20 protein-coding genes and 1 tRNA gene are annotated in these 24,472 nt (G+C 42.8%); 9 read left to right on the top strand and 12 right to left on the bottom strand.

All coding sequences use genetic code 11. The features are described 5' to 3' along the window. Nucleotides 1-9: 9 nt before the first annotated feature. The 7 genes from ntrX to RS24_RS01325 all read right to left on the bottom strand — a co-directional run bounded on the left by ntrX (nucleotide 10) and on the right by RS24_RS01325 (nucleotide 9,202). Complete coding sequence (ntrX, locus tag RS24_RS01355) at nucleotides 10-1,392, bottom strand: nitrogen assimilation response regulator NtrX (RefSeq protein WP_021776378.1); 1,383 nt, start codon at nucleotides 1,390-1,392, stop codon at nucleotides 10-12. Further along, a complete protein-coding gene (locus RS24_RS01350) occupies nucleotides 1,389-3,665 on the bottom strand; it encodes a sensor histidine kinase NtrY-like (RefSeq protein ID WP_021776377.1) in 2,277 nt (758 codons plus the stop codon). The genes ntrX and RS24_RS01350 overlap by 4 nt, the downstream gene beginning before the upstream one ends. Before the next feature lie 148 nt (nucleotides 3,666-3,813). Continuing rightward, nucleotides 3,814-5,349 (bottom strand): methionine--tRNA ligase, encoded by a 1,536-nt coding sequence (gene metG / locus RS24_RS01345; protein ID WP_021776376.1) that lies wholly within the window; start codon nucleotides 5,347-5,349, stop codon nucleotides 3,814-3,816. Nucleotides 5,350-5,372: 23 nt separating this feature from the next. Beyond that, nucleotides 5,373-6,482 (bottom strand): DNA polymerase III subunit delta', encoded by a 1,110-nt coding sequence (locus tag RS24_RS01340; protein ID WP_021776375.1) that lies wholly within the window; start codon nucleotides 6,480-6,482, stop codon nucleotides 5,373-5,375. Continuing rightward, on the bottom strand, nucleotides 6,475-7,119 hold the full coding sequence (gene tmk, locus RS24_RS01335; RefSeq protein ID WP_021776374.1) for a dTMP kinase: 645 nt from the start codon (nucleotides 7,117-7,119) through the stop codon (nucleotides 6,475-6,477). The genes RS24_RS01340 and tmk overlap by 8 nt, the downstream gene beginning before the upstream one ends. An 11-nt stretch (nucleotides 7,120-7,130) precedes the next feature. Beyond that, a complete protein-coding gene (locus RS24_RS01330; RefSeq protein WP_021776373.1) occupies nucleotides 7,131-8,276 on the bottom strand; it encodes a D-alanyl-D-alanine carboxypeptidase family protein in 1,146 nt (381 codons plus the stop codon). Nucleotides 8,277-8,314: 38 nt separating this feature from the next. Continuing rightward, complete coding sequence (locus tag RS24_RS01325; RefSeq protein WP_021776372.1) at nucleotides 8,315-9,202, bottom strand: septal ring lytic transglycosylase RlpA family protein; 888 nt, start codon at nucleotides 9,200-9,202, stop codon at nucleotides 8,315-8,317. Nucleotides 9,203-9,300: 98 nt separating this feature from the next. Here RS24_RS01325 and RS24_RS01320 point away from each other — a divergent pair. The 9 genes from RS24_RS01320 to RS24_RS01280 all read left to right on the top strand — a co-directional run bounded on the left by RS24_RS01320 (nucleotide 9,301) and on the right by RS24_RS01280 (nucleotide 17,976). After that, a tRNA-Ser gene (locus RS24_RS01320) sits at nucleotides 9,301-9,390 on the top strand. Between the two features lie 153 nt (nucleotides 9,391-9,543). Continuing rightward, nucleotides 9,544-10,581 carry a LacI family DNA-binding transcriptional regulator gene (locus RS24_RS01315; RefSeq protein ID WP_038300418.1) on the top strand — a complete coding sequence of 346 codons (1,038 nt, stop codon included), beginning with the start codon at nucleotides 9,544-9,546 and terminating at the stop codon, nucleotides 10,579-10,581. Between the two features lie 129 nt (nucleotides 10,582-10,710). After that, complete coding sequence (gene zwf, locus RS24_RS01310) at nucleotides 10,711-12,192, top strand: glucose-6-phosphate dehydrogenase (RefSeq protein WP_021776370.1); 1,482 nt, start codon at nucleotides 10,711-10,713, stop codon at nucleotides 12,190-12,192. Nucleotide 12,193: 1 nt separating this feature from the next. After that, the gene (locus tag RS24_RS01305; RefSeq protein WP_021776369.1) at nucleotides 12,194-12,895 is read left to right on the top strand and encodes a 6-phosphogluconolactonase; all 702 of its coding nucleotides are present in this window, start codon (nucleotides 12,194-12,196) and stop codon (nucleotides 12,893-12,895) included. A 49-nt stretch (nucleotides 12,896-12,944) separates the two neighbouring features. Then, nucleotides 12,945-14,759 (top strand): phosphogluconate dehydratase, encoded by a 1,815-nt coding sequence (gene edd / locus RS24_RS01300; protein ID WP_038300417.1) that lies wholly within the window; start codon nucleotides 12,945-12,947, stop codon nucleotides 14,757-14,759. Then, nucleotides 14,760-15,710, top strand: coding sequence for a glucokinase (locus RS24_RS01295; RefSeq protein ID WP_021776367.1), 951 nt, complete (start codon nucleotides 14,760-14,762; stop codon nucleotides 15,708-15,710). It abuts the gene before it with no gap. 6 nt (nucleotides 15,711-15,716) lie between these two features. Continuing rightward, the gene (gene eda / locus RS24_RS01290; RefSeq protein WP_021776366.1) at nucleotides 15,717-16,352 is read left to right on the top strand and encodes a bifunctional 4-hydroxy-2-oxoglutarate aldolase/2-dehydro-3-deoxy-phosphogluconate aldolase; all 636 of its coding nucleotides are present in this window, start codon (nucleotides 15,717-15,719) and stop codon (nucleotides 16,350-16,352) included. Nucleotides 16,353-16,501: 149 nt separating this feature from the next. Then, on the top strand, nucleotides 16,502-17,506 hold the full coding sequence (gap, locus tag RS24_RS01285; protein WP_021776365.1) for a type I glyceraldehyde-3-phosphate dehydrogenase: 1,005 nt from the start codon (nucleotides 16,502-16,504) through the stop codon (nucleotides 17,504-17,506). A 59-nt stretch (nucleotides 17,507-17,565) separates the two neighbouring features. Next, nucleotides 17,566-17,976 (top strand): hypothetical protein, encoded by a 411-nt coding sequence (locus tag RS24_RS01280; RefSeq protein ID WP_021776364.1) that lies wholly within the window; start codon nucleotides 17,566-17,568, stop codon nucleotides 17,974-17,976. A 26-nt stretch (nucleotides 17,977-18,002) separates the two neighbouring features. On the opposite strand, the gene RS24_RS01275 is transcribed toward RS24_RS01280, so the two are convergent. The 5 genes from RS24_RS01275 to RS24_RS01255 form a co-directional block, all read right to left on the bottom strand. Further along, nucleotides 18,003-19,292 (bottom strand): ADP-ribosylglycohydrolase family protein, encoded by a 1,290-nt coding sequence (locus RS24_RS01275; protein ID WP_239642383.1) that lies wholly within the window; start codon nucleotides 19,290-19,292, stop codon nucleotides 18,003-18,005. Between the two features lie 331 nt (nucleotides 19,293-19,623). Beyond that, entirely contained in the window at nucleotides 19,624-20,907 is a 1,284-nt protein-coding gene (locus RS24_RS01270) for an SLC5 family protein (protein ID WP_239642388.1), read from the bottom strand. Between the two features lie 44 nt (nucleotides 20,908-20,951). Next, nucleotides 20,952-21,920: a glycoside hydrolase family 16 protein gene (locus RS24_RS01265; RefSeq protein WP_021776361.1), complete on the bottom strand. Its 969-nt coding sequence runs from the start codon at nucleotides 21,918-21,920 to the stop codon at nucleotides 20,952-20,954. 31 nt (nucleotides 21,921-21,951) lie between these two features. Beyond that, a complete protein-coding gene (locus RS24_RS01260) occupies nucleotides 21,952-23,463 on the bottom strand; it encodes a tryptophan halogenase family protein (RefSeq protein WP_021776360.1) in 1,512 nt (503 codons plus the stop codon). Then, nucleotides 23,463-24,461: a cupin-like domain-containing protein gene (locus RS24_RS01255; RefSeq protein WP_021776359.1), complete on the bottom strand. Its 999-nt coding sequence runs from the start codon at nucleotides 24,459-24,461 to the stop codon at nucleotides 23,463-23,465. Before RS24_RS01255 ends, RS24_RS01260 begins: the two co-directional genes overlap by 1 nt. Nucleotides 24,462-24,472: the final 11 nt, after the last annotated feature.

Raw genomic sequence — 24,472 nt, 5'->3', positions numbered from 1 at the left:
GATTGACCTTTAGGCCGGTTTAAGGCGTTTGGTTGGATTCACCCCAAGTGTTTTAAGTTTACGATGAAGAGCCGAACGCTCCATACCTACAAATTCAGCGGTTTTCGATATATTCCCACCAAATCTGTCTATTTGCGCCAAGAGATATTGTTTTTCAAATATCTCTCTGGCTTCACGCAATTGAAGCGTCATAATATGCGTGCTGTCACTTTCCTCAATATTGAGTTTAGTCGCCGAAAGAATATCAGCCGGCAACATATCAGCAGTGATGGTATCATGCTCACTATCAGCCGCAGAAATTAGCATATTCTCAACACAGTTTCTCAGTTGACGAACATTTCCAGGCCAGGCATGAGATTGCATGACCGCCAACGCATCAGGTGCAATTTTGCGCGGGGCAAAGCCTGAACTATTGACAAGATAGTCAACAAAATTGTCAACCAGCATGCCAATATCTTCACGCCTTTGCGCCAAAGAAGGCACTTCAATCGGCACGACATTTAATCGGTGATAAAGGTCTTCTCTAAACAACCCCTTAGAAATATGATTATTCAAATCTCTGGAACTTGACGACATCACCCTGATATCAACTGAAACATTCGGGCCGCCACCAAGACGGACGAATTTTTGTTCAGTTAAGACCCGTAAGATTTTGCCTTGTGTATCAAGCGGCATCTCACCGACCTCATCAATATAGAGTGTGCCACCATGCGCCTGCTCGAGCAGACCTGGCATTACATCCCCATTTTCAATACGTCCAAAAAGAACATATTCCATATTTTCCGGCTCAAGAATGGCAGCATTAATTGCCACAAATGGCGCCGCAGCGCGTTCCGAATTTTTATGTAACGCACGCGCAACAAGCTCCTTACCAGAACCGGATGGCCCAGTAATCAAAACCCGGCTATTTGTCGGGCCAACTTTGTTAATGGAACTTCTAAGTTTCTGAACAGCTATAGAGTCACCAATAAGCTCATATTGTCCCGTTTTGCGACGCAATTCGGAATTTTCTCTTTTGAGCTTAGAGTTTTCTATTGCCCTTTGAATGACCAACAAAAGCCGGTCAGATTTGAACGGTTTTTCGATATAATCATAAGCCCCAATCTTGATCGCACTGACCGCCGTTTCAAGATTGCCGTGACCACTGATTATAACAACCGGTAAGTTTGGCAGACGCTCTTTAAGCAACTTAAGCACCTCAAGACCGTCAAGTCTGCTCCCCTGTAGCCAGATATCCAGCAAAACGAGAGACGGACAGCGTTTGGCAATTTCATTTAAAGCCGTATCACTATCCGACGCCGTACGGGTCGCATATCCCGAGTCCGATAAAATCCCGGACACGAGTTCACAAATATCACGCTCATCATCAACAATTAAAACATCCCCTGTCATATTACTTCCTCAACTTTGGAATGCCCTACCGTTTCACGCTTAATCGAAGGGAAACTTAAAGTAATCTGTGCGCCAGATCTCCCATCTCTTACCCACGGTGCATCACCGAGAGTAATCTCACCTCCATGATCAGACATAACCTTCTTCACAATCGCAAGACCAAGACCAGTACCCTGCTCTCTTGTTGTGATGTAAGGCTCTAACAGAGCCTCACGGTTAATGTCCGGCAGACCTATACCTGTATCTGCAACATCAATGGATATAACCTCATCTTCCTGCCTGAGGGTCACAACTATTTTTGACACAACACGCTCTCGATTACGATAAATTGATTCAGCACCATTTTTAAGAATGTTTGTTAGTGCCTGACTAATCAATCTACTGTCTGCATTAATTGGCATTTCGCCATCCTCTTCACACTCAAAAATATACTCAATTTCTGGATGCGCAACACGCTGGAGAAACACTGTCTGACTTACAGCATCTCTTATATCAAAATTTTTGAACACAACACTTGGCATTCGCGCAAAAGAAGAAAACTCATCAACCATGCGTCCAATATCACCGACCTGACGAATTATGGTCTCGGTACATTGTTTGAAAATTTCTGGATCACTGGAAACCTCGTCCTCATATTTAGATTTCAACCTTTCGGCTGAAAGCTGAATCGGTGTCAGAGGATTCTTAATTTCGTGAGCAATGCGTCGCGCAATGTCAGCCCATGCAGCTGTTCTTTGCGCGGAAATAAGATTGGTTACATCTTCAAATGTAATCACATAATTTTTTTCGTTCCCGGCACGCCCTTTTGCGACCCGCACCAAGAGAACACGGCGATTGCCATCATCATCTTTTAATTCAATCTCAACGGCACGAGAAATTTTACTATCAGCAATAATGAGCAAATTTGAAAAAGCGGGTAGCACGTCGTCAATTGGTCGCCCGACCATATTGAATTCATTCACACCACAAATATCCTGAGCCAACAAATTAGCGTGATTAATCTTACCCTCTTCATCAAGACCAATCACGCCAGAACTGATGCCGGTCAAAACCATTTCAGTGAAATTATGTCTTCGGCTCAGATCATCTCTGGCATCAATCAAATCTTTTCTTTGTTTACTCAATTGTTCAGTCATCTGATTGAAAGTATGACCAAGCCGATTAATATCTTCATCAGAACCGTCAATATCAACGCGCGTATCAAGATTGCCGTTACTGACTCTCTTAGATGCTATAATCAACTGACCAATAGGAAATGCCAGTCCATTTGCAAGACCAAGCCCAAACCATATGGCTGCGAGCAACAGAACCAAAGCAATACCAATATAAATCAAAGCAAATGTTAACTGGGCTTCAAACCTCTGTGACTCAAGAGAATTATATTCACGCATCGCAATGTCTGTCTTAGCGAGATGTTCGACAATTTGCGGATCAACTTTTTTTGCCGTGTAGAGATATAAGCCGTCAAACTTATCAAGTTTCAAAAGTGATCTAATTTGCGCCTGCCCACCCAACGTCATAATAACTGGCTGCCCTTCTTTGACTGCTTCAAAAGCCTCTTTTGGCGGAGGTTGTATCGGTATTTGACGCTTGGTTTGCGCCGCAGTAATGAGTTTACCATCTTCATCAATTAACAATGCCATCGGAATAGAACGAAGCGCGGCTTGGGCTGTCAGAAATGTTGTGAATTTTGCAATGTCTTTTTCAAGAGCGCCTGCAGCGCGACTCAAGTCACTCGCCATGATAACGCTGTCCCGACGCAGGGTGGCTCTATGCTCGTCAAGATAGGCATTGGCAACAAGAGCTGTGTTATTAATGATAAGCTTCGTACGGTCGCTAAACCAACTATCCAAACCACGGTCAAGCGTTACAAATGCAAAAATCGCCACAAGAATTGCCGGAACCACAGCAATAATTGAAAACATCGAAACAAGTTTAGCATTCAGATGCGAGCCTGGCTGTTTGATTTTCCGTTTTTTCCAGAGTCTGAATAGGCCGATAAATACAAATAGAACAAGCGGAACAACAAAAAGCAGATTGATGAAAATCAGGAGCTTAAACACCCACTCGGTTGGCTTGACAGGTGTCAATCCGCTAATAACCAGATAGGTGGAGATACTACTAACCACCCCGCCCATAACCACAAACATGGAAAAATAGGAAAGTACAGAAGCACTTATGACACCCTTAACTGGGTTCATTAAACGTGCGAGCGTATCTCTATGAGAGTTATTTAAAACTTTATTTTCTATTTTTTGACCTGAATCCGTCATTACTTACCAAACTGTGTTCCAGGACGTCCTTGTCTATGAGGATGTCACAACCAAACTGTTATACAAGTTAATTCAGCACATCTAATAATGAGCTAACCATATTAGTGATATAAATACCACAGTAAATATTGATATAAAATGAATGGAATTAAGTTTCTGAGTCTACTTCAAGACGAGGAAAAATTACTTCGGGCTTCGGTAAATTTTGACCCGAAGCGAGCCTACCGGTAGAACCCAGAGAGTCAAAACTTCTTTGATCATCTGGTATGGTTAATAAATCGAGCAATTTTGAGGAACCTTCTGGAATGACCGGCTGAAGCGCAACCGCCGACTGTCGGATGGTTTCCGCAGCGAGGTAGAGCACAGTTCCCATGCGTGCCGGATCAGTTTTTTTCAAGCTCCAAGGCTCCTGCTCGGCAAAATAGCGATTAGCTTCAGACACCAATTCAAAAACGGATTTTAAATAATCATGAATTGCTAGCTTATCCATAGCATTGACAACCTTATCCTGAAGAGCATCTGCCAATTTCAGGAGTTTAGCATCACCATCCTCATTTAAGTCAGGTGTCGGCATGATGCCATCACAATTCTTTGCAATCATGGACAGACTACGTTGCGCGAGATTACCCAAATCATTTGCAAGATCGGCATTCACTCGGTTGACAATAGCTTCGTCACTAAAACTGCCATCTTGACCAAAAGGCACTTCCCTCATGAAAAAATAGCGCAGGTTTTCAGAGCCATAACGCGCGACCATATTAAACGGATCCATCACATTACCCGCTGATTTTGACATTTTCTCCCCGCGCAACGTTAGAAACCCGTGGGCAAAAATCTTTTCCGGCAGATCAAGATTGGCTGACATCAAAAAGGCAGGCCAATAAACCGCATGAAAACGCGTAATATCCTTACCTATAATATGTAAAGCAGCAGGCCACACAGGAGCTTCATTTTCTGGAAAACCTGCAGCAGTTAAATAATTAGTGAGCGCATCAACCCAGACATAAACCACATGCTCAGGGTCATTTGGTACCGGAACCCCCCAACTAAAACTGGTTCTGGATATAGACAGATCTTTCAACCCACCCGATACAAATGAAACGATTTCATTTTTGCGGGTTGTCGGTGCAATAAAATCAGGGTGGCTGTTATAATAATCCAGCAATCTGTCCTGATAAGCGGAAAGACGGAAAAAATAGCTTTCTTCTTCTACCCACTCAACCTCTGTGCCAGAGGGCGCTGTTTTATTACCTGCTTTATCAGTAATCAATTCAGCTTCCGTATAAAAAGCTTCGTCTCTAATTGAATACCAACCCGCATATGAGTCTTTATATATGTCCCCGTTATCAGCCATACGTTGCCAAATTGCTGCAACAGCTTTGTAGTGTCGATCCTCCGAGGTGCGGATAAAATCATCATTTGAGCACTTAAACGCCGAAACCATATCTCTAAATCTTGGAGTCAACTGATCCGCAAGTTCTAAAGGCGTCATGTTTTGATCACGCGCGGTCTGGAACATTTTTTGACCATGGTCATCTGTTCCTGTTAAGAAATATACTTCTTTACCCGCGAGACGGTGAAAGCGCGCAATCACATCCGTCGCAATAGCTTCATAAGCATGCCCAATATGTGGCGGGCCATTTGGATAAGAGATTGCTGTGGTTATGAAATAAGGTCGCGTCATTATTTACCTAAATTTACCTCAAGCTAGACACCTGATTGAATAAGTTTGAAACTTTCAAGTATGGTTTGCTTGCGATCAAGATTAAGGCGCTTGGCATTATCAAAGAGTTCCGTCACCTTCTCCCATACATCCACCCATGCTTCAAGAGGTCTATGAGAAGCCATTGTCTGAATAGCGGCTTCCTCCCCTTCAAAAATAACTTCCGGCATTTGTCCCTTTGCTAAAAACCGCGCCAATTGATGAAGCCATTGCTGGAGAAACTCCCCCATATCCGCAAACAGATGCTCGGTATTTCGTTTAGACATTCTTTCTGCGACCTCATGTAACATATCTGCTTTAATCGACGGAAATTGACGCAGCAATTTAACCATATCCGAGTAAACCTCCAGGCCATTTGTGTCATGTATATGCAAAGCGCGGCCAATACTCCCGCGCGACAAGTGTGAAATAGCCGCTAATGATTGTGAAGAAGCGGCATTATCAGAACTATCTTCAATGGACTGCTGCATAAGGTGCTGTATGTGAGCATATTTAAGAGGCTGGAAAGCGATTTTCATACATCGTGAACGTATGGTTTCCAGCAGACTTCCTGATTGATGAGAAACAATTAAAAACAGTGACTTAGGAGGGGGTTCCTCAAGTATTTTTAGAAGTGCATTGGCAGCATTCAATGTCATGTCATCCGCCGCATCAATAATACAAATGCGCCACCCGCCCATCCCGGCGCTTAAATTAAAAAATGACCTGATTTTCCTGACTTCATCGACTGATATCGCTTGCTTAAAACGCTCTTTCGCGGAATCCCAGGGGCGTGTAACAATCATTAAATCGGGGTGACTGCCTTGCTCAATTTGTTTACCTAATCTTTCATCATCCAAAACACTCATATTTTGTGCATTTTTTGCGGCAAAAACAGGGTCAACATGATGAAACATAAAACGGGCCGCCATATGAGCAAAACTTGCCTTGCCGACACCTTTTGGCCCGGTTAGCAAACAAGCATGGTGTAACTTGCTCTGCGCAAGATTGGATAAAAAATGAGAAACGGCAGCATCTTGCCCTACCAATTCACGACAAAAACGCGGTGAGCGCACGCCGTCTATATCAGGCAATTCATCAACAAATTCAAACATCTAAACGTTCATCCAAAACAGCAAGAATATCAGCGCTTACGACCTCAACATCTCGATCAGCATCAATAACAAATATACGATCAGGCTCTTGGGCTGCAAAATCTAAAAATGCATTTCGCAATGTACGGTGATATGCCAGCGTTTTACTTTCAAACCTTAATTCGCCACCACGCTCTTGAGCACGACGCAAGCCTTTTTCAGGGTCAATATCCAACAAAAGTGTAACATCGGGTAATGTCGTGCCGAGAACAGGCTGCTGAAGATTATGAATGACATCCAAACCTAATCCACCCGCAACGCCCTGATAAGCTCTGGTCGAATCAAAGAATCTATCACAAACGACGTATTTACCTTCTGCCAATGCAGGTCGAATTACGCGTTCCAGATGCGCGGCACGGTCTGCCAAAATTAATAGTGTTTCCGATAAGGGCGACCACTTATCTTTATCCCCACTAACAAGCAGGTTACGGATTTCTTGTCCTTCAGATGTGCCACCCGGCTCTCGTGTAACAACCACATCGTTTCCACGAGTCAGGAGAAAGTCTTTTACGACCTGTATCTGTGTTGATTTGCCAGCCCCCTCACCACCTTCAAGCGTAATGAAACGACCGGGATTTTTAACGCTGGGAGCATCCATAAACCATATCCTTATTCACCGAATATAACATAGGATATGGCAGAAAGCGCGCGCGCGAGCATGCCTTCGCGTTCAATATTGGCGGTTGTAACCAGATCAATTTCTTGAGTTTCCAGGCCGGGCAAGGTCACACGTAATTTACCAACCCGCATTCCTTTTGTAATTGGAGCAAGAATGGGTTTGTCATAGCTTGCCGTAACAACCATTTTGCGTAACCCCGTCCGCGGTAGAACAACACGAAACGCCTTAGAAGGCGCCAAGCCAACCCTTGCAAATTCTCCTTGCCAAACAGGCGCGCGGACAAGAACATCGTCAGGGGTTGCAAGCGTATCATTCGTAAAGGCACGGAACCCCCAATTCATCAATTTTCTGGCTTCAGAAGCGCGTTCTTTTTTACTTTGCAAGCCGTTGACCACCAAAATGAGTCTTCTGCCATTTTGCTCTGCGGACGCGACCAACCCATAACCGGAGTCCTGTGTATGGCCAGTTTTAAGACCATCAGCACCCATATTGGCATAAAGCAAAGGGTTTCTATTTTGCTGAGTTATTCCATTCCAAGTAAAACTGCGCTCTGCAAACATGCCATATGATGAGGAGTGGTGTTTAATAAGATGCTTAGTGAGATTAGCTAGGTCACGCGCAGTTGTTTTATGCTCTTCATCAGGCCAGCCGGTAGAATTCACAAATGTCGAATTTTCCATCCCGAGATCTCGCGCACGCTCCGTCATCATTTCCGCAAAACCCAGCTCTGACCCTCCCAACCCCTCAGCAAGGGCAATACAGGCATCATTGCCGGACTGGATAATGACCCCGCGCAATAAGTTTTCAACCGAAACTCGTGAACGGGCATTTAGAAACATAGTGGAACTTCCAGACTTTGATCCACCGCGACGCCACGCATCGTCACTAACAAAGAATTTGTCATTCATACTGATGCGCCCATCCTCCACGGCTTCAAGAACCATAAGAACCGTCATCAGCTTACTCATACTGGCTGGCGACATCAGCGTATCGGGATTATGCTCAAATAGAACCATGCCCGTTTCATAATCTACCAATATAGCATGGGTGGCGCGCGTCTCAATAGCGTGGGCGTTATTGTTGATTGACGTGATAAATAAAATCAGAAACAGCATACATAATTTTAATCTTTTCACGCTTTCCCCCTCATGCTTTCGCCTTCAAATCTTTTAAATTATTCTTCTAAAATGAATGCATCTTGATGACCATTATCCAGGACATCATCAACTAAAATATTCGCATCAACTCGACTATTCACCGGCCCGACGCGCACACGATATAACTGTCTGCCCCCAGATGTTAATTCACTCACCTCGACCTGTCCAATTTGTCCAAGTTTCTGGCGTAAAGCTTCAGCTGAGTCCTTCCTACTAAAGACACCAAGCTGAACATAGTATTTCTGCTCAGGCAGAACAGATTTTTTTGACGGCAAATCTTGCCCATCCAAAGATTTCGTTTCCACTTCTGTGATTGGCGCTGCGCTGACATATCTATCCCGTGTTGGCGTATAGGGCTTGTCAAAAACAAAACTATCGCTTTCATCACCTGAAATAAGCTGACCGCGTTGATTATACAGCGGTGCTCGGTGGAGGTACTTCACCCGTACCCTTGCCGTACCTTTATCTTTAAAGCCAAGGATTTCCGCGGCGCGGCGAGACAGGTCAATTTCACGATTTTTCTTAAAAGGGCCACGATCGTTAACACGTAATTTCATTGAGCGCCCGTTTTCAAGATTAGTCACCTGAACCATAACCGGCATAGGTAATGTTGGATGTGCTGCCGTAAGTAGATTCATATCGAAAATTTCGCCATTAGCTGTTCTTCTTCCTTGAAATTTCGGGCCATACCAGGACGCAATACCAATATTATCGTATTTTGTGTTTTCTCTTGGATAATACCATTCCCCGGCAATCTTATAAGGCTTGCCAACTTTATAGATACCGCCTGCCGCAGTTCTTTTGCCCTGTTTTGCCAGTTCTGCGCCGAATTGAAGCTGCGCACATGCAGGCAAAACTGCTGTCAAAGCAAATAAAACAATAAGGCTTGAGAAAAACCGCATCATATAAATACCACCAATTATTATTTAACCGGATTCGTTTACGAGATTGATACCGAAAATGACTTGCCCTTAACGGGCGGTCGCGTTATTCAGATACCGTTGGAGAGGTGGCTGAGTGGTTGAAAGCGGCGGTCTTGAAAACCGTTGAGCGTTTGCGCGTTCCGGGGGTTCGAATCCCTCCCTCTCCGCCATAATTCAACCTATCCTATTGATAAATATTCAGACAATTACAAAAATTCTAAACAACTGCAGCAAATATTCTTAAAGCAGAGTTTTGCATTTGCATTGTCTTCATGGGTATATATATTTGCTCATTCTGTTTTGCATTTTATGAAAGTTTAAGAATGTCTTTGCGTCATAAGAAAAAGAGAGTAACCGTTACGGATATCGCAAAAGAAGCAGGTGTGTCCCTCAAGACCGCGTCTCGTGCCTTAAACAACAGCCCTCATGTGCGAAAAGAAAAACGTGAAGCTGTTTTACGTGCAGCTAAAAAGTTCAATTTTCGTCCAAATATATCAGCTCGCCAACTTGCCAGTAACCGTTCTTACGTTATCACGCATTTTTACGATAATTTGAATACGGACTACCTCTCTAAAATCTACACAGGCATGCAGAAAGCCTGCCACAAACACGGGTATTACGCAGTCGCTGAAGCAACGGACTACAGCAGAAAAAATTTCATCGCCCAAACGCTCGATTATGCCTCCTCTTTTAATATTGACGGCCTTATATTGTCACCACCTCTTTGTGATGATGCAAAGCTCATTGAAGCTCTTAAAAAACAGGATATCAAACTGGTTCTGATATCCCCTCAGGAGGCAAGCAATGATGATTATTACGTTTTTGTTGATGAAGAAAGATCTGCATTTGAAATCACCGAACATCTCATCACGCTCGGGCATGAGAACATAGCTTTTCTTGGTGGGCTGAAATCACATAAGGCGGCTTCCGATCGTCAAAAAGGCTTTATTTCAGCCATGAAACATCATGGTTTGAATGCCTCCAATAAAAATATCAAAAGTGGCGACTTCACCATGCAATCAGGGCATGATGCTTATGTTGACATAATGAAAAAATTACCCGAAGCCACAGCTATTTTCGCTGCCAATGATGAAATGGCAATGGGTGTAATAATGGCGGCTTTGAACGATGGCAAAAAAATCCCAGATGAAATTGCGATAGCAGGCTATGACAATATTCGTTTTTCAGGCCTGTTCTGGCCAAGCCTTACAACTGTCTCTCCACCTGTTATTGAGATGGCGAGTTACGCGACAAATCTTCTCATCAGATTAATTTCAGGCGAGATCATCAAAAATAAAAGACATGAATTTGTCTCTGAAATTATTATCAGAAAAAGTACAAATAAAAGGAAGTCGTCTTAATCCCTTCACTGAAAAAAGTGAAAATAATCTTGAAGCTTAAATTGACAGCGCTGTCATATATGAGTAATTTAAATTTCAATCATTCTGGATTAGAGTGGTCGAACAGCTCCTAAATATTAGGTAAATAATATGGCCAAATTTGTTCCCGTCGGTTCTTTTGATATTGTCATTTTTGGTGTCACGGGTGATCTTTCAAAACTGAAACTTATACCCGCCCTATTCCACCGATTTCTTGATGGACAGATAGACCGCGCTAGCAAAATTATCGGTATATCCAGGCAGACCCTCACGGAAGAAGAATTCCTGAAATTTGCATATGATGCCTGTGTAAAATCAGCGTTGAAGGGGGGGGCGTTTCCAAAAGCGAAATGGGCAGAATTCGTATCTATGCTCACCTATATTGAAATGGATGCCACCCAACAATGTCAAAAATGGGCCGAACTCAAAAACCTAATTTCGGATAAGAACCATCCATGCATCTTCTACCTTGCTGTTTCCCCACATCTGTATGTTCCAATTTGCAACAGTATAGCTGAAACAGGAACCAAATCAGAGAATGCTCGTGTCGTATTAGAAAAGCCGATTGGGACAGATCTGCAATCTGCCATTGAAATCAATCAGGGCGTACGTGCCGTGTTCGATGAAAACTCGATTTTCCGTATGGATCATTATCTCGGGAAAGAGACAGTTCAGAATCTATTGGTCTTGAGATTTGCTAATACAATGTTTGAACCTCTGTGGTCTAACAATTCTATTGACCATGTACAAATCACCGTATCAGAGACGCTCGGTGTTGAAAATCGCCATGAATATTACGATAAGTCCGGCGCTGTTCGTGACATTATGCAAAACCATTTGCTTCAACTTCTTTGCCTTACCGCTATGGAAGCTCCGATTTCGCTTAAAGCTGAAGATGTGAGAGAAGAAAAAATCAAAGTTTTGCGCGCGCTTAAAGGGTTTGACGCACAATCAGTGCTTAAAGAAACTGTTCGCGGACAATATATAAGCGGTCACATCGAGAAACAGGCTGTCAGCGGCTATACGGAAGGCCTACCTGATAAACTTAAGAACAGCACTACGGAAACATTTGTCGCTATCAAAACCGAGATTGAAAACTGGCGCTGGGCGGGAGTGCCGTTTTACCTTCGAACCGGAAAGAGAATGGCAGCGCGCCGTTCAGAAATAGTTATTCAATTTAAGCCCCTGCCCCATAATGTTTTCGGTGAAGGTATTAGAGAGCCGAACCGACTTGTTATCAGACTTCAGCCAGATGAAGGCATGCGCCTTTATATGCAAATTAAAGAACCTGGCCCCGGCATCTTAACGCTAAAATCGCTGCCACTTGATTTGTCCTATGCGGAGAGCTTTGCTGAAGTCAGTTATCCCGATGCTTATGAGAGGCTTCTCATGGATGTCGTGCGCGGCAATCTCTCTCTCTTTATGGGGCATAACGAGGTTGAGGCTGCGTGGCAGTGGACAGATAATCTCCTGCAATCTTGGGAGGAGGCCAACCAACCAATAGTAACATATATGGCTGGCACAAATGGCCCGTTGCAATCAGCAATGTTATTAGATCGTGAAAACCGTGCTTGGTGGGAAGAAAAAGCCTGAGATGAGTATTCAACACCCAAAGATTGAGATTTTCGACACTCGGGATCAACTCGATGGTGTCGCTGTTGACAGAATTTCAAAAATGCTGGGCGGACAGACATGCTCTCTGTTTATGTCGGGCGGTAGCACACCCGGCCCAGTATATGACAGACTTTCAGAGATTGACTTAAACTGGCGCAATATTTACGTCGCACCGGCGGATGAAAGATGGGTGGATGAGCAAGATAAAGGCTCCAATGCCCGTACGATCAAGGAAACACTCATCAAAAACCACGCAAGAGATGTCAATTTCATGCCTATGAAATCCAAACATCAAACACCAGATGAAGGTGCTCTTAGCATTGAAATGAATTATCAACAGTTGCCGCGCCCTTTTTATATTGTCCTGGGTATGGGAACTGACGGACACGTCGCATCATGGTTTGCGACGGCACAGGAATATCAATCTTTGATGACCCGCCGTGACAAGTTTCTTGTCGCGCCCATTCATCCAGAACAAAATGAAATTACCGGCGCCTATACATCGCGCATGACGATTACACCCTACACTTTACATATGTGCCAGAAGGCTGTTTTGATAATTACAGGAAAAGAGAAGCTTGATCTTCTGACATCTTGCCTGGAACAACCAGACAAACATTTGCCTGTAAATCACGCCATTAACATTTTAAAGTCAAAATTGACTATCCTTGCAACATTATAACTCTGCGACCTAGCTGTGAGACAGGCTATGCTCGCGCCTGATGACAAATATGACCCATAAGAAAATCATAGAGATAACAAAAAAGATTGCTGACAGGTCTCAGGCAAGCAGGACTGATTACCTCGATATGATTGAAGAGGCGCAGACCGCACATAGCGCAAAAGGTCTCTCCGCAGGTAATGTTGCACATGCAACAGCAGCCTGCCCTGTCGCAGATAAAAAATCCATGATAGCCGGAGACTGGGCGCATCTTGCTATTGTAACGGCCTATAATGACATGCTTTCCGCGCATCAACCCTATGAACGCTATCCAAATCTTATTCGTGGTTTTGCAAGAGAATTTAACGCGACGACACAAGTTGCCGGCGGTGTTCCCGCCATGTGTGACGGTGTCACTCAGGGCCAAACCGGTATGGAGTTATCCTTATTTTCGCGTGATGTAATTGCTATGTCCACGGTTGTTGCCTTGTCACACAACACATTTGATGCCGCAATTTATCTTGGCATTTGCGACAAGATTGTTCCCGGTCTGTTGATGGGTGCTCTACAATTTGGTCACTTGCCGAGTATTTTCATTCCTTCTGGGCCGATGCCATCAGGCCTCCCCAATGAAGAAAAAAGCCGTGTACGAAAAGCTTATGCTCGCGGAGAAGCGAGCCGCGAGGAATTACTAGAAACGGAAATGAAAAGTTATCACAGCGCCGGTACTTGTACATTTTATGGTACAGCGAACTCAAATCAGATGCTTATGGAAATTATGGGACTGCATGTCCCTGGTGCAGCTTTTGTCCCGCCCGAAACCGATATCCGAGACGCTCTCACCCGAGAAGCCGTTAAACAGCTTGTTGAAAATGCTCAAAAAACACAAACTAAAAACCGTATTGCCGACATTGTTAACGAAAAATCCATTGTGAATGCAATGATTGGTCTGCTCGCAACTGGTGGTTCAACTAATCACACCATTCATTTACCTGCCATTGCCCGCGCCGCGGGTATTCATATTAACTGGGATGATTTTGATGAGTTGTCACAAATTGTGCCACTTATCTGTAAAATCTACCCAAACGGCAAAGCCGATATAAACCAATTCCATGCCGCAGGTGGTATGAGCTACGTCATCCGCACACTTTTAGATAACGGCTATCTTCATGAAGATGTCAAAACCGTTCTAGGTGATGGACTGGAAGCTTTTGTCTCAGAGCCAGTTCTTAAGAACAACGAGATTGAATGGCGCACCGGCCCCGCAACATCTGGCGATGCAAATATCATCTCCGACGCTCGGACCCCGTTCAGTAAAAATGGAGGCTTGCGAGCCTTATCCGGCAATCTTGGTCGCGGTATTGTCAAAATCTCGGCTGTGAAACAGGAGCATTATCTTATTACCGCCCCTGCACACGTCTTTTATGATCAAAATGATGTCGTCGCAGCTTTTGAAAACGGGGAATTGGAAAAGGATGTTATGATTATTCTTCTGGGACAAGGGCCAAAATCCAATGGCATGCCAGAGCTTCATAAGCTTACCCCACCGCTTAGCGCTTTACTTGAAAAAGGTTTTAATGTTGGACTTGTAACAGATGGCAGGATGTCTGGGGCATCAGGAGCAGTTCCCGCTGCGATACAAATTACGCCCGAAGCTTCAGATAACGGTTTTCTTGGTCTTGTCAAAGATGGCGATATGATTTGCCTTGATTGTAATAATGCGACCTTAACAAATCTTACTGATGACTTCACATCACGTGAAATAAAATCAACTGACAAAACGAAAACCTCATACAAAACAATGGGGCGTAACTTATTCAGCACCTTCCGAGAAACTGTTTCCGGCGCCGAGACTGGCGGCTCAATTTTCTTCGAGGATATGTAGATGATACTTGTGGGAGACATCGGGGGAACAAATGCGCGCTTTGCAATCGCAATAGAAACCGACAACAGACAAATCGTTATCAGTGATTATGAAAAATTCAAAACCCGTGAGTTCAACCAATTTGATGAGCTCCTTGAAAAATTTGTTCACGGCATCAAACACAAACCTCAAAAAGCTATTCTGGCTGTTGCCGGTCCGGTGAAAGATGGTAAGGCCAAATTTACCAATCAAAACTGGCTGGTTGATAACAAACTGATTGAAGAAAAATGCCATATTTCCTCAGTAGATATCGTTAATGATTTCGCCGCCATGGCAATGGCTGTGCCGAAAGTTGGCGAAGAGGGCTTTATAGAAATCAATCGCGGCGAAGCGCATGCCAACGCCCCTATTCTTGTGTCTGGCCCCGGTACGGGCTTCGGATCTTGTATACTTGTGCCACAAGGCACTTCATGGCGAACTCTAGCCTGTGAAGGCGGACACAGCCTATTTAGCCCGCGAGATGACACACAAATTGAAATTGTTAAAATCCTGCAGCATGATAATCCAAATGTATCAGTAGAGAATTTTTGCGGTGGCAAGGGGCTTAATAATCTCGCACGTGCAGTCTGTGAACTTCAGGGGTATAGCTACCAAGAACTCAGTCCTCATGAAATCCTAGAGAAGTCAGAGAAAGGCGAAGAACCATATACCACGATATGCACCATACGTGCTGAAGCAATCATGTCATCTCTCGCTAATATGGCGCTCGTGACTGGGGCACGCGGGGGTGTGATTATTGCCGGTGGTGTTGCCAAGCACTTAGTTAATTTTTTATCTTCAGAAAGTGCTCTTGAAGCATTTACTTCTGTATGGCCACATAATGACATGTTGAAAAATATACCGATTAAATTACTCATCGAACCAACAGCTCCCCTGTTAGGGGCTGCAGCCTTTGGCTTTGACGGAAATTAAAAGTAAATGAACATGACAGAACTCAACAAAATACTTGATGCCATAAAAACCAAACCGATTGTTCCAGTGTTAACCATCTATAATCTTGACCATGCCGTCCCTCTCGCTGACGCTTTTGCAGCGGCGCATATTAACACATTGGAAATAACCTTCAGAAGTGAACATGCTGCTGCCGCTATAAAGAAAATCAAAGCTGAGCGTCCAGAGATGATTGTTGGTGCAGGGACAGTGATTAATGCACAGAATTGCCAAACCGCTATTGATTGCGGTAGCGACTTTGTCGTCACGCCTGGCATTACCAAAGAACTACTCACAGCTTTATCCAATATGCCCATCCCTGCCATTCCCGGTATAACAAGCGTTAGCGAAGCAATGGTCACATTGGAAAAAGGGTTTACATATCAAAAACTATTCCCTGCCAGCATTGCAGGCGGTCCAAGTTTTTTAAAATCAATTCACGCACCTTTGCCACAAATCAACTTCATGCCGTCAGGCGGCATCTCCCAAAAAAATGCGGTAGATTATTTATCTCTCAATAATGTTTTTTGTGTCTGCGGCACTTGGATGGTGGATAAAGAAATGGTCGCGCAGGAAAGCTGGGGTCAGCTTACCAATTACATAAAGCAACACGCCTCACTCTAAACCACTAGCTTATTTTTTATTAACATAGAGATATTCGTACGAAGACTAACGAACAAGAATAATTTTGACAACGCTGTCATTTTTCCTTAAATTGTAATTAACAAAGGCAATAAAACCCAAAACCTGAGATGAAATCAAAAGGGCTCGCCATGACAATAAACATTGCTATTAACGGGTTTGGCCGCATTGGTCGCATGGTGCTTCGAAGCCTAATTGAGAATAATGTTAAGGGCGTAAACGTTGTTGCGCTAAACGACCTCGGGTCTTTGGAAAGCAACATTCACCTTTTCAAACACGATAGCATTCATGGCAATTTCACCACGCCGATTAGACAATTAAAATCCGGATTAAAAATTGGAAAACAAAATATTACTTGTTTTTCCGAGCGCGACCCCGCCAACCTCCCATGGGAAAAGTTAAATATTGATATTGTGCTGGAGTGCACTGGTATTTTTACATCTCGTGAGGGCGCCTCTAAACATCTAAAGGCAGGTGCTAAGAAAGTACTTATCTCTGCCCCGGGTTCAGAAGTCGATTTAACAGTTGTGTATGGTGTTAATCATAAAAAAATTAAACCCAAGCATACGATAATCTCTAATGCGTCATGCACCACAAACTGTCTCGCGCCAATTGCCAAAGTACTTAATGACAAATTCGGTATCGTTAGGGGGCATATGACCACAATTCATGCCTATACTGGGGATCAAAACTTGCTGGATACGATACATAAAGACTCACGCCGCGCGCGAGGGGCTGCCCTATCTATGGTGCCAACCTCTACAGGTGCTGCAAAAGCGATTGGTCAGGTTTTACCGGAGCTTTCAGGCCGATTAGAAGGTACGGCAGTCCGTGTCCCGGTGCCGAATGTATCGGTTATTGATTTCGTTGTTGAATTAAAGAAAACCATCAGCATTGATGATATTAATATCGAAATGACCAAAGCATCCAAAGGGCCAATGAAAGGCATTCTGGGTATTAATTCAGACCCGCTGGTCTCTTGTGATTTTAATCATAACTCTCATTCGTCAATTTTCGACACAACCCAAACTCAATTAGTCGGCAAAAAAATGGCACGCGTTGTGAGTTGGTATGACAATGAATGGGGCTTCGCAAACAGAATGCTGGATGTAGCAAAAGCAATGAGAAAAAATTAAATCCAGTATTTTTAACTTTATCCATGATCCGTAAGCAAACTATTTAAGGAGTATTTTCTATGATTAAAAAATTTATTTATGCGTTTAAATTTGCGTTCCTAACTTTGATGTTTTTGTCCCAACATGCCGTTGCAAACCCACTAATGGGCGCTTGGGAAATCGCGGAAAGTAAATGGAATAATGAGAAAGTCAAATTACCTGAACCCCGTGCGGTAAAAATTTATAGTGCTGAGAATTTTATGTACTCGTACTATGACATCTCAAAGCCCGAAGGTGTCTTAATTGGTCAAGGAAGTTATGTGTTTTCAGACGGCAATGTTTCTGAAACAATCTCAAATCATTCAAATAAAGAACTAATTGGTGAAGTTTACAAATTTGAAATAAGTTTCTCTGAGGACAAAAGCACTTTTAGTCAAACTGTTATGTTTGGCGAAAACAAGCTCGACGAAGTGTGGCGACGACTGGACTAATTGAACCATAAGAATTATTTGAATTGTTATGGGATTTTAAATACCCATGCATTTCTAATAATATCAACAGATCCATTAAGTTTTTGTTCAACAATTTTATCGACTATACTCACAGACTTTTTAGCCATGGCGGAGAAATTATCAAATCCATTATTTCCAAAGCCTTTTCTAGTTCGATGAATGTAATATTCGGAAGAAAGTTGTCTTCCGAATATTTTTTCAAGCTCCACTTTGCCCAACATAAATCCTAATAAACCTGCCCAAGTAGCTGTCGGGTTATCAGAGTCCCAACCAGCTAAAGTACCAATTTTAACGGTCTTCTTGAAGTCACCTTCTCCATAAAAAAGACTAATCAAACTCGCGCCAAAATTAATGCCAGCCGCAAAGCAGCCGTTACAATACAAATTTCGCGACGTCATATCATATCCATCAGCTTGTTGAATTTGATACCGCTCATAGAGTCTATCCCTAGCCTCTTCCCATTGAATACCCCGATCATAATCAGCTTTCACAAAATCAAACATACCGGCAGTATAGGAACCTTCAGGTAATAAAGCACGCGCCTGCTCAGCCATACTGAACAAAGCATCTTTTCTTTTCATTTTCTTGAGTGAAGGTGATAACGCAAGTGCGTGCATCACGACATAGAATTCTGCTGCAAGCGCCGCTTCCCCTCGCGCAGTTGTCTGAATTGGCATCTTCGCCAACTCCAAAGCGAGTGAAGGATGAGCTGGTGCGAACAAACCAAAAATTTCAGTTGTAAGTTGTGCGTCAATCATCTCCCAATGCGGGTTTAAATCAGGTCGGCTTGTTTCTGGAGGCGTCACTCCCTGTAACATCAATTCATGCGCACGTTGATTGGAGACCCAAAGATAATTTTCAAACACGCCATCCGCCTGACCATAGGGGGTTGGATATTGTTCATCGTAAATATGTGTAATCCATGCCTGCCTCACATCTTCTCCTGACAATTTTGTCAGCCCGTTTTGAAATAGATATTCCTGATACATATATTCAATATCCGTATCATCGTCAGACCCCCAGACCTCGCCAGGCGCAAGCAACACAAAATCAATTACTGGCGAAATATCACTTGGCTTACCCTCACCCCAAATGCTCGGAAGATCAGGCTTGCCCCAGTCTTCACGCGTGTAAAAATTTCCATGTATACCCTCACCGCCAATTTTATCCATTTCCGTGATACGGCCTGTCCAGTTTCCAATATTTGCCCCAAGCCAAAAACCTTCCATGCGATCGGCATAAACAGCGCGGTCAATAACGATTAGCCGAGAACCGATAGGCGTATCTGCGAGCACAGCCCCTGTCCCAGAAAGTGACAATAATGAGAAATAAATACATATAAAAAGTTGTCTCATGGTCAGGCAAAATAAATAACAAATAGAAAAGTACAGGTGAGTAGGAGTATAGAAGATATCAGCAAGTATCTGTCTTTTAAAATCTCAATCGCTGAGTGCTCTTCAACAGACCATGTGAGGTTTTTATCAAGCGCGCTTGGCTTCTCAGAAGAAGCAGTATCCAGATGAGTGATTACAAACATAGATAGAAGACACAAAAGACAAATGGGTAAAGGCACATAAAGATAATGAAAATCAAATATCGGTATGTAGTTTTTAAGAATTACCAAACTTAGTGAGCAGGCAATACCGATAAGTAATGAAAAAAAAGCTGCGTTTGGCGTAATGCGTTTAAAAAAATACCGCCGACATATACTGTCACAAGAGGCGCAATAGAATAGGACAAAGTGCTTTGCACATACTCAAATAGCGTATCGAATTTATCTATCTCACGTGCCCAGAATGCACTGACAATCATGATGACTAGGGTAAAAGTGCGACTGATAAAAATGAGCTGCTTATCATTAAGATTTGGCTTTCGACGCCTGACTAGATCAAGTGTAAAGATTGTTGTTGCGGCATGAAGAGATGAGTCAGTGTTAGACAGCAAAGCCGCCACAAGCCCTGTCATAGCCAAGCCTAACGCCCCGGCAGGCAATAATTCAGTTAGCAAAATAAGATAAACCCTGTCTGGCTCGGCAATACCAGGAAATAAGACCGCCGCAAAGACACCCGGTATAACGAGAATAAAAAAAACAGAGAGCTTCAAAAAACCCGTAAAAATCAATCCGAATTGCGCATCGCGCAAACTTTTAGCACTCAACCCCCATTGCAACATGTTTTGATTAGCAAACCAAAAATAAGCACATAATATTGGTATGCCTGTTATGAGACCTGGCCATGGCACGGCACGATCATCTAAAGAACGAATTAAAGAAAAACTTTCCGGCGGTAATCCTGCCTGAAAATCATCAAGCAACCGAATAGAAGCAAATGAAAAATAAGCAACAGTGATAGAGCCAGCAATAATAATCAAAAACTGTAATGAGTCCGTTCTAGAAATAGCTGCCAATCCGCCCGCCAAAACATAAACACCTGAAAAAATAACAGCCAATAGAATTACATTGCTCACAGAAAGCGACGGGATTAACGAGCTTAAAATCAACCCGCCAACATAAAGCGCCCCTGCCAGATCGATAAAAATAATCATGAAAATCATGAAGATTGAATAAAATATCGTTACACGGTGGTCATATCGCTTTTTCAAATATTCAGAAATGGTGAACACACCGCTACCCAAGAGCATCTTGTAGAGGACGATAGCCATAAAAATCAGAGCCAGAATACCAATCCACTCATAATTATAAATGGCTATGCCTGTCAGATAAGCAGCACCGGTAATTCCAACCAAGGCCGAAGCAGAGAAATTTGTGGCAAAAAGAGAGGCGCCAATTTTAAGCCAATTTAAATTTCGGCTACCGAGAAAAAAATCCTCAAGCGTGTCGTGTTTCTTTTTACCTGCAAGACCCAAAAACAAAATCGTTACAAGCGTAACAATCAAAATTGCGTAATCCACTCCAACCAAAAAGACACCTCATCACGCATAGCATTAGCGCTATTTTAGTTTTTGTGGCAACCTTTTCCGGTTCTTTTGTCGCTTCCACATTCATAAACACGTACCCAGTCCACGATAAATTGCTTTGGAAATGATTGTGTTATGTAGCCAACATCATTGTTCTCTTCGGGCCATTTACCACCAACAGCAAGATTCAAAATCATATGAAACGGATGATCAAAGGGGGCATGCGCACTGGGATTACCTTTTTTGGGTATGGTTGACCATTCTGCAGAAGTTAATGTTGAGAATTGCTGACCATCCACATACCAGTCCATCCTGCCCTCGCTCCACTCAAGAGCATACACATGAAAACCATCTACAGGTGCAGACAATGAAATATTTTTGCCTTTTTGAATATTATTTGGCGCAGCACCTCCAAAATGCAAAGTACCATAGACGCGATCTTCACGTCCGACTTCACATTCAGGGCATGACGCAGATAGATTAATCGCCTCCATAATATCAATTTCACCGGATGCAGCCCAGCCACCGTAACGCCACTCTTCAGGTAACATCCAAAAAGCCGGCCACATGCCCTGTCCCATTGGCAATTTCATTCTGGCCTCAAAACGCCCATATTGCCAAGCTTGTTTGCCACGCGTTGAAATCCGTCCTGAAGTATAGGCCTGTCGTTTTTTTTCAAATTTTTTACTGCTTGTTGGATTAGGAATATATCCATCACGCGCAATCTGCGGAACTGAATACCCCTTAGATCGTTTTTTGAGCGCAGTAATCTTCAAAAAACCATCTTCTAATTTCACATTTTCTTCTCTATCCGTGTAGCATTGACGCTCATTATTACCACCACCCCAACAATCAACATCATAAGTCCATTTGGAAATATCCAATTTCTCACCGTCAAATTCATCCGACCAGACGAGCTCCCAACCAACCACATCCGAGGCCTCAGAATTTGCTGGTAAAATCCACATCAAGACTAAAAATGCGATGAAATGAGAGTTTTTTATCAAAAGTATTTTCCTAAATGAACTTAAGTACTTTCTATGCAATTTCTTTTACACCACAATATTGTTTTACATAATCATGATGCATTGGAAGACCTTTGACAGTTTTTTCAACGCCTTCCCTGATAGTTTTCAAAAAAGTGTTTAGTTCTTGATCTGTCATTTTTGATGCAATGGGGTGATGTGACACAGGCATAATACCCTGCCCCATCATTACCTGAATCCATGAATTTTCAGCGAATAACTCTTCATTTTGTCGGAAAACTCTACCTGTCTCTCTAAAGAGCTCAATTTTTTGATTTAAGCTGTCAGTTAAATTAATATCAGCGCACATTTTCCAAAAAGGGTCATCTCGTTCATTTGCAATGTAGTGCAAGACTAGGAAATCTCGTATGGTTTCCATATCCCAATCAGCCTGATTATTAAATTCATCAATATCACGCTGTGAAATTTCATTGTAGGGCATCATCCGAATAAACCGCAAAATATTGCGCTGAATAAGATGAATACTTGTGGACTCTAACGGTTCCATAAAACCACTAGAAAGTCCAACCGCAATACAGTTTTTATGCCATTGCTTTTTACGTGTGCCAGCCCGGAATTTGATGAAATTCGGATCCGTGATGGTTTTGCCCTCTACAGTCTGCAATAATTTATCAAGTGCTCCGTTTTCATCCAGAAAATCATTACAATAAACAATACCATTGCCGGTTCTGTGCTGAAGTGGAATACGCCACTGCCAGCCAGCTTCATGAGCAATTGAACGCGTGTAAGGAACAGCTGGCTGAGTGGACTCCGTTTGAACAGCTATTGCACCATTACAAGGTAAATGATCTGTCCAATCCTCAAACTCAATACCCAATGCCTCACCAATCAACAAACCCCTAAAGCCTGTACAGTCGATAAAAATATCCCCCTCAAGGGTAGTGCCATCATCAATATCAAGAGAGCTGATAAACCCAGTTTCACCATTGAGGTTTACTTTATTAATTTTTCCCTCAACACGTTCCACACCGTTCTTCTCGGAGAAACGCCTTAAAAATTTTGCATATCGTGAAGAGTCAAGATGGAAGGCATAACTCATACCTTCATTAGGAAGGTGTGAAAATTTATTATCCAACGCCGCCTTAAGCTCAAGACAATAATCATCGTAAGAAGTTTTGTGACCTCTTTTTAGCCCATTCAACCAAAAATGTTGAAAGCCGCTTGTCCAATGATCTTTTCCAGTTGTCCCGAATGAGTGAATATATTTTTCACCATCCACACGCCAATTTTCGAAGCTAATACCAAGCTTAAATGTTGCTTGAGTTTCACGCATGAATTCATTTTCAGGAATATCCAGCATCCTATGAAAAGTAATAATCGGAGGAATTGTTGCCTCGCCAACCCCTACTGTACCTATCTGTTCAGACTCAATGAGCTTAATATCTACTAATTCTCCGAGGGTTTTTGATAATGCCGCAGCCGCCATCCAACCGGCAGTTCCCCCACCGGCAATAACAATCTTACGCAGTTTAAATTCATTTTCTGCTGACATAGTCAAAGTCATTAGCTTAAAACCTCCAGTAAATAACTCTTAATTTTACGCGCTAAATCTGAATTTATTCTGCTCAACACACCCTTGCTTTTTTCAGGAATATGAGCCGTATTCTCTTCAGAATTGTTAAATATATAATACTCGAATAATTGCTTCCAGTGTTGTTTTTCTGGGTGCGGCAAATCGCGTATTGTCGCGATAGCTAATTTCATTGCTGCGTCAGGACCACCAAGAAATGTTGGGTTTTCTCGCCACCAAAAATTTAACATGACATTAAAATCATCCAATCCTTCAACCGCATGCCACCACATACTCGGTATATAGATGATATCTCCAGGTGAAAGTTCGGCTGTAAGGGCATGCTCTAATGCCACTGCAAATTTTGGATATTTATCCAAATCAGGATTTTGCAAATCAACCATACTTACTGCGCGTCCAGCAGGTGTAAAATCAATAGGCCCAACATAAAGGTTTTCAAATTGATTTGGAGGGATAAGCGTAAACTTTCTTCGCCCGCCAATTACGCAAGCTACATTATTGGGAAAATCATTATGCAATGGGACCTGAATCTTATTTCCAATCCACAAACCTGCACGATATTGATCTTCATTTAGATATGAAGGTGTCTCAGTAAGCAAATTTTCAAAATATTTGTGAATTTCTAATGAGCTTAGATAAAGTGCTACATCCTCTTCTGCTTCACGGATTTCGTCAAAATAACCTAATACTGTTTTAAGGGCTGCTTTTCGTTCAACAAAATTTACCCCCATATCTTTATTATAAAATATCTTACCGTTTTGCTCCGGCTCGCCAATCGCATAAACAAAGTCACGTTTTAAACTGCATTCATGAAGATACTTTTTTAGTGCAGTTTCTGACTCTCTGCCCTTTTTAACTAATAACCAGTCGCTATGTAGTTGACGAACAATAAAAGGACGTCCAGATTGAAATCCCTCTCTCATTACATCAGGGTCTTTTGAAGACAGTTCAATTATTTGTTGAAAAGACATTTTTCCCGAAA

The organism is Candidatus Micropelagos thuwalensis (assembly GCF_000469155.1).
GTDB classification, from domain to species: domain Bacteria; phylum Pseudomonadota; class Alphaproteobacteria; order RS24; family RS24; genus Micropelagius; species Micropelagius thuwalensis.
This window is presented reverse-complemented; position numbering and strand designations above follow the sequence as displayed.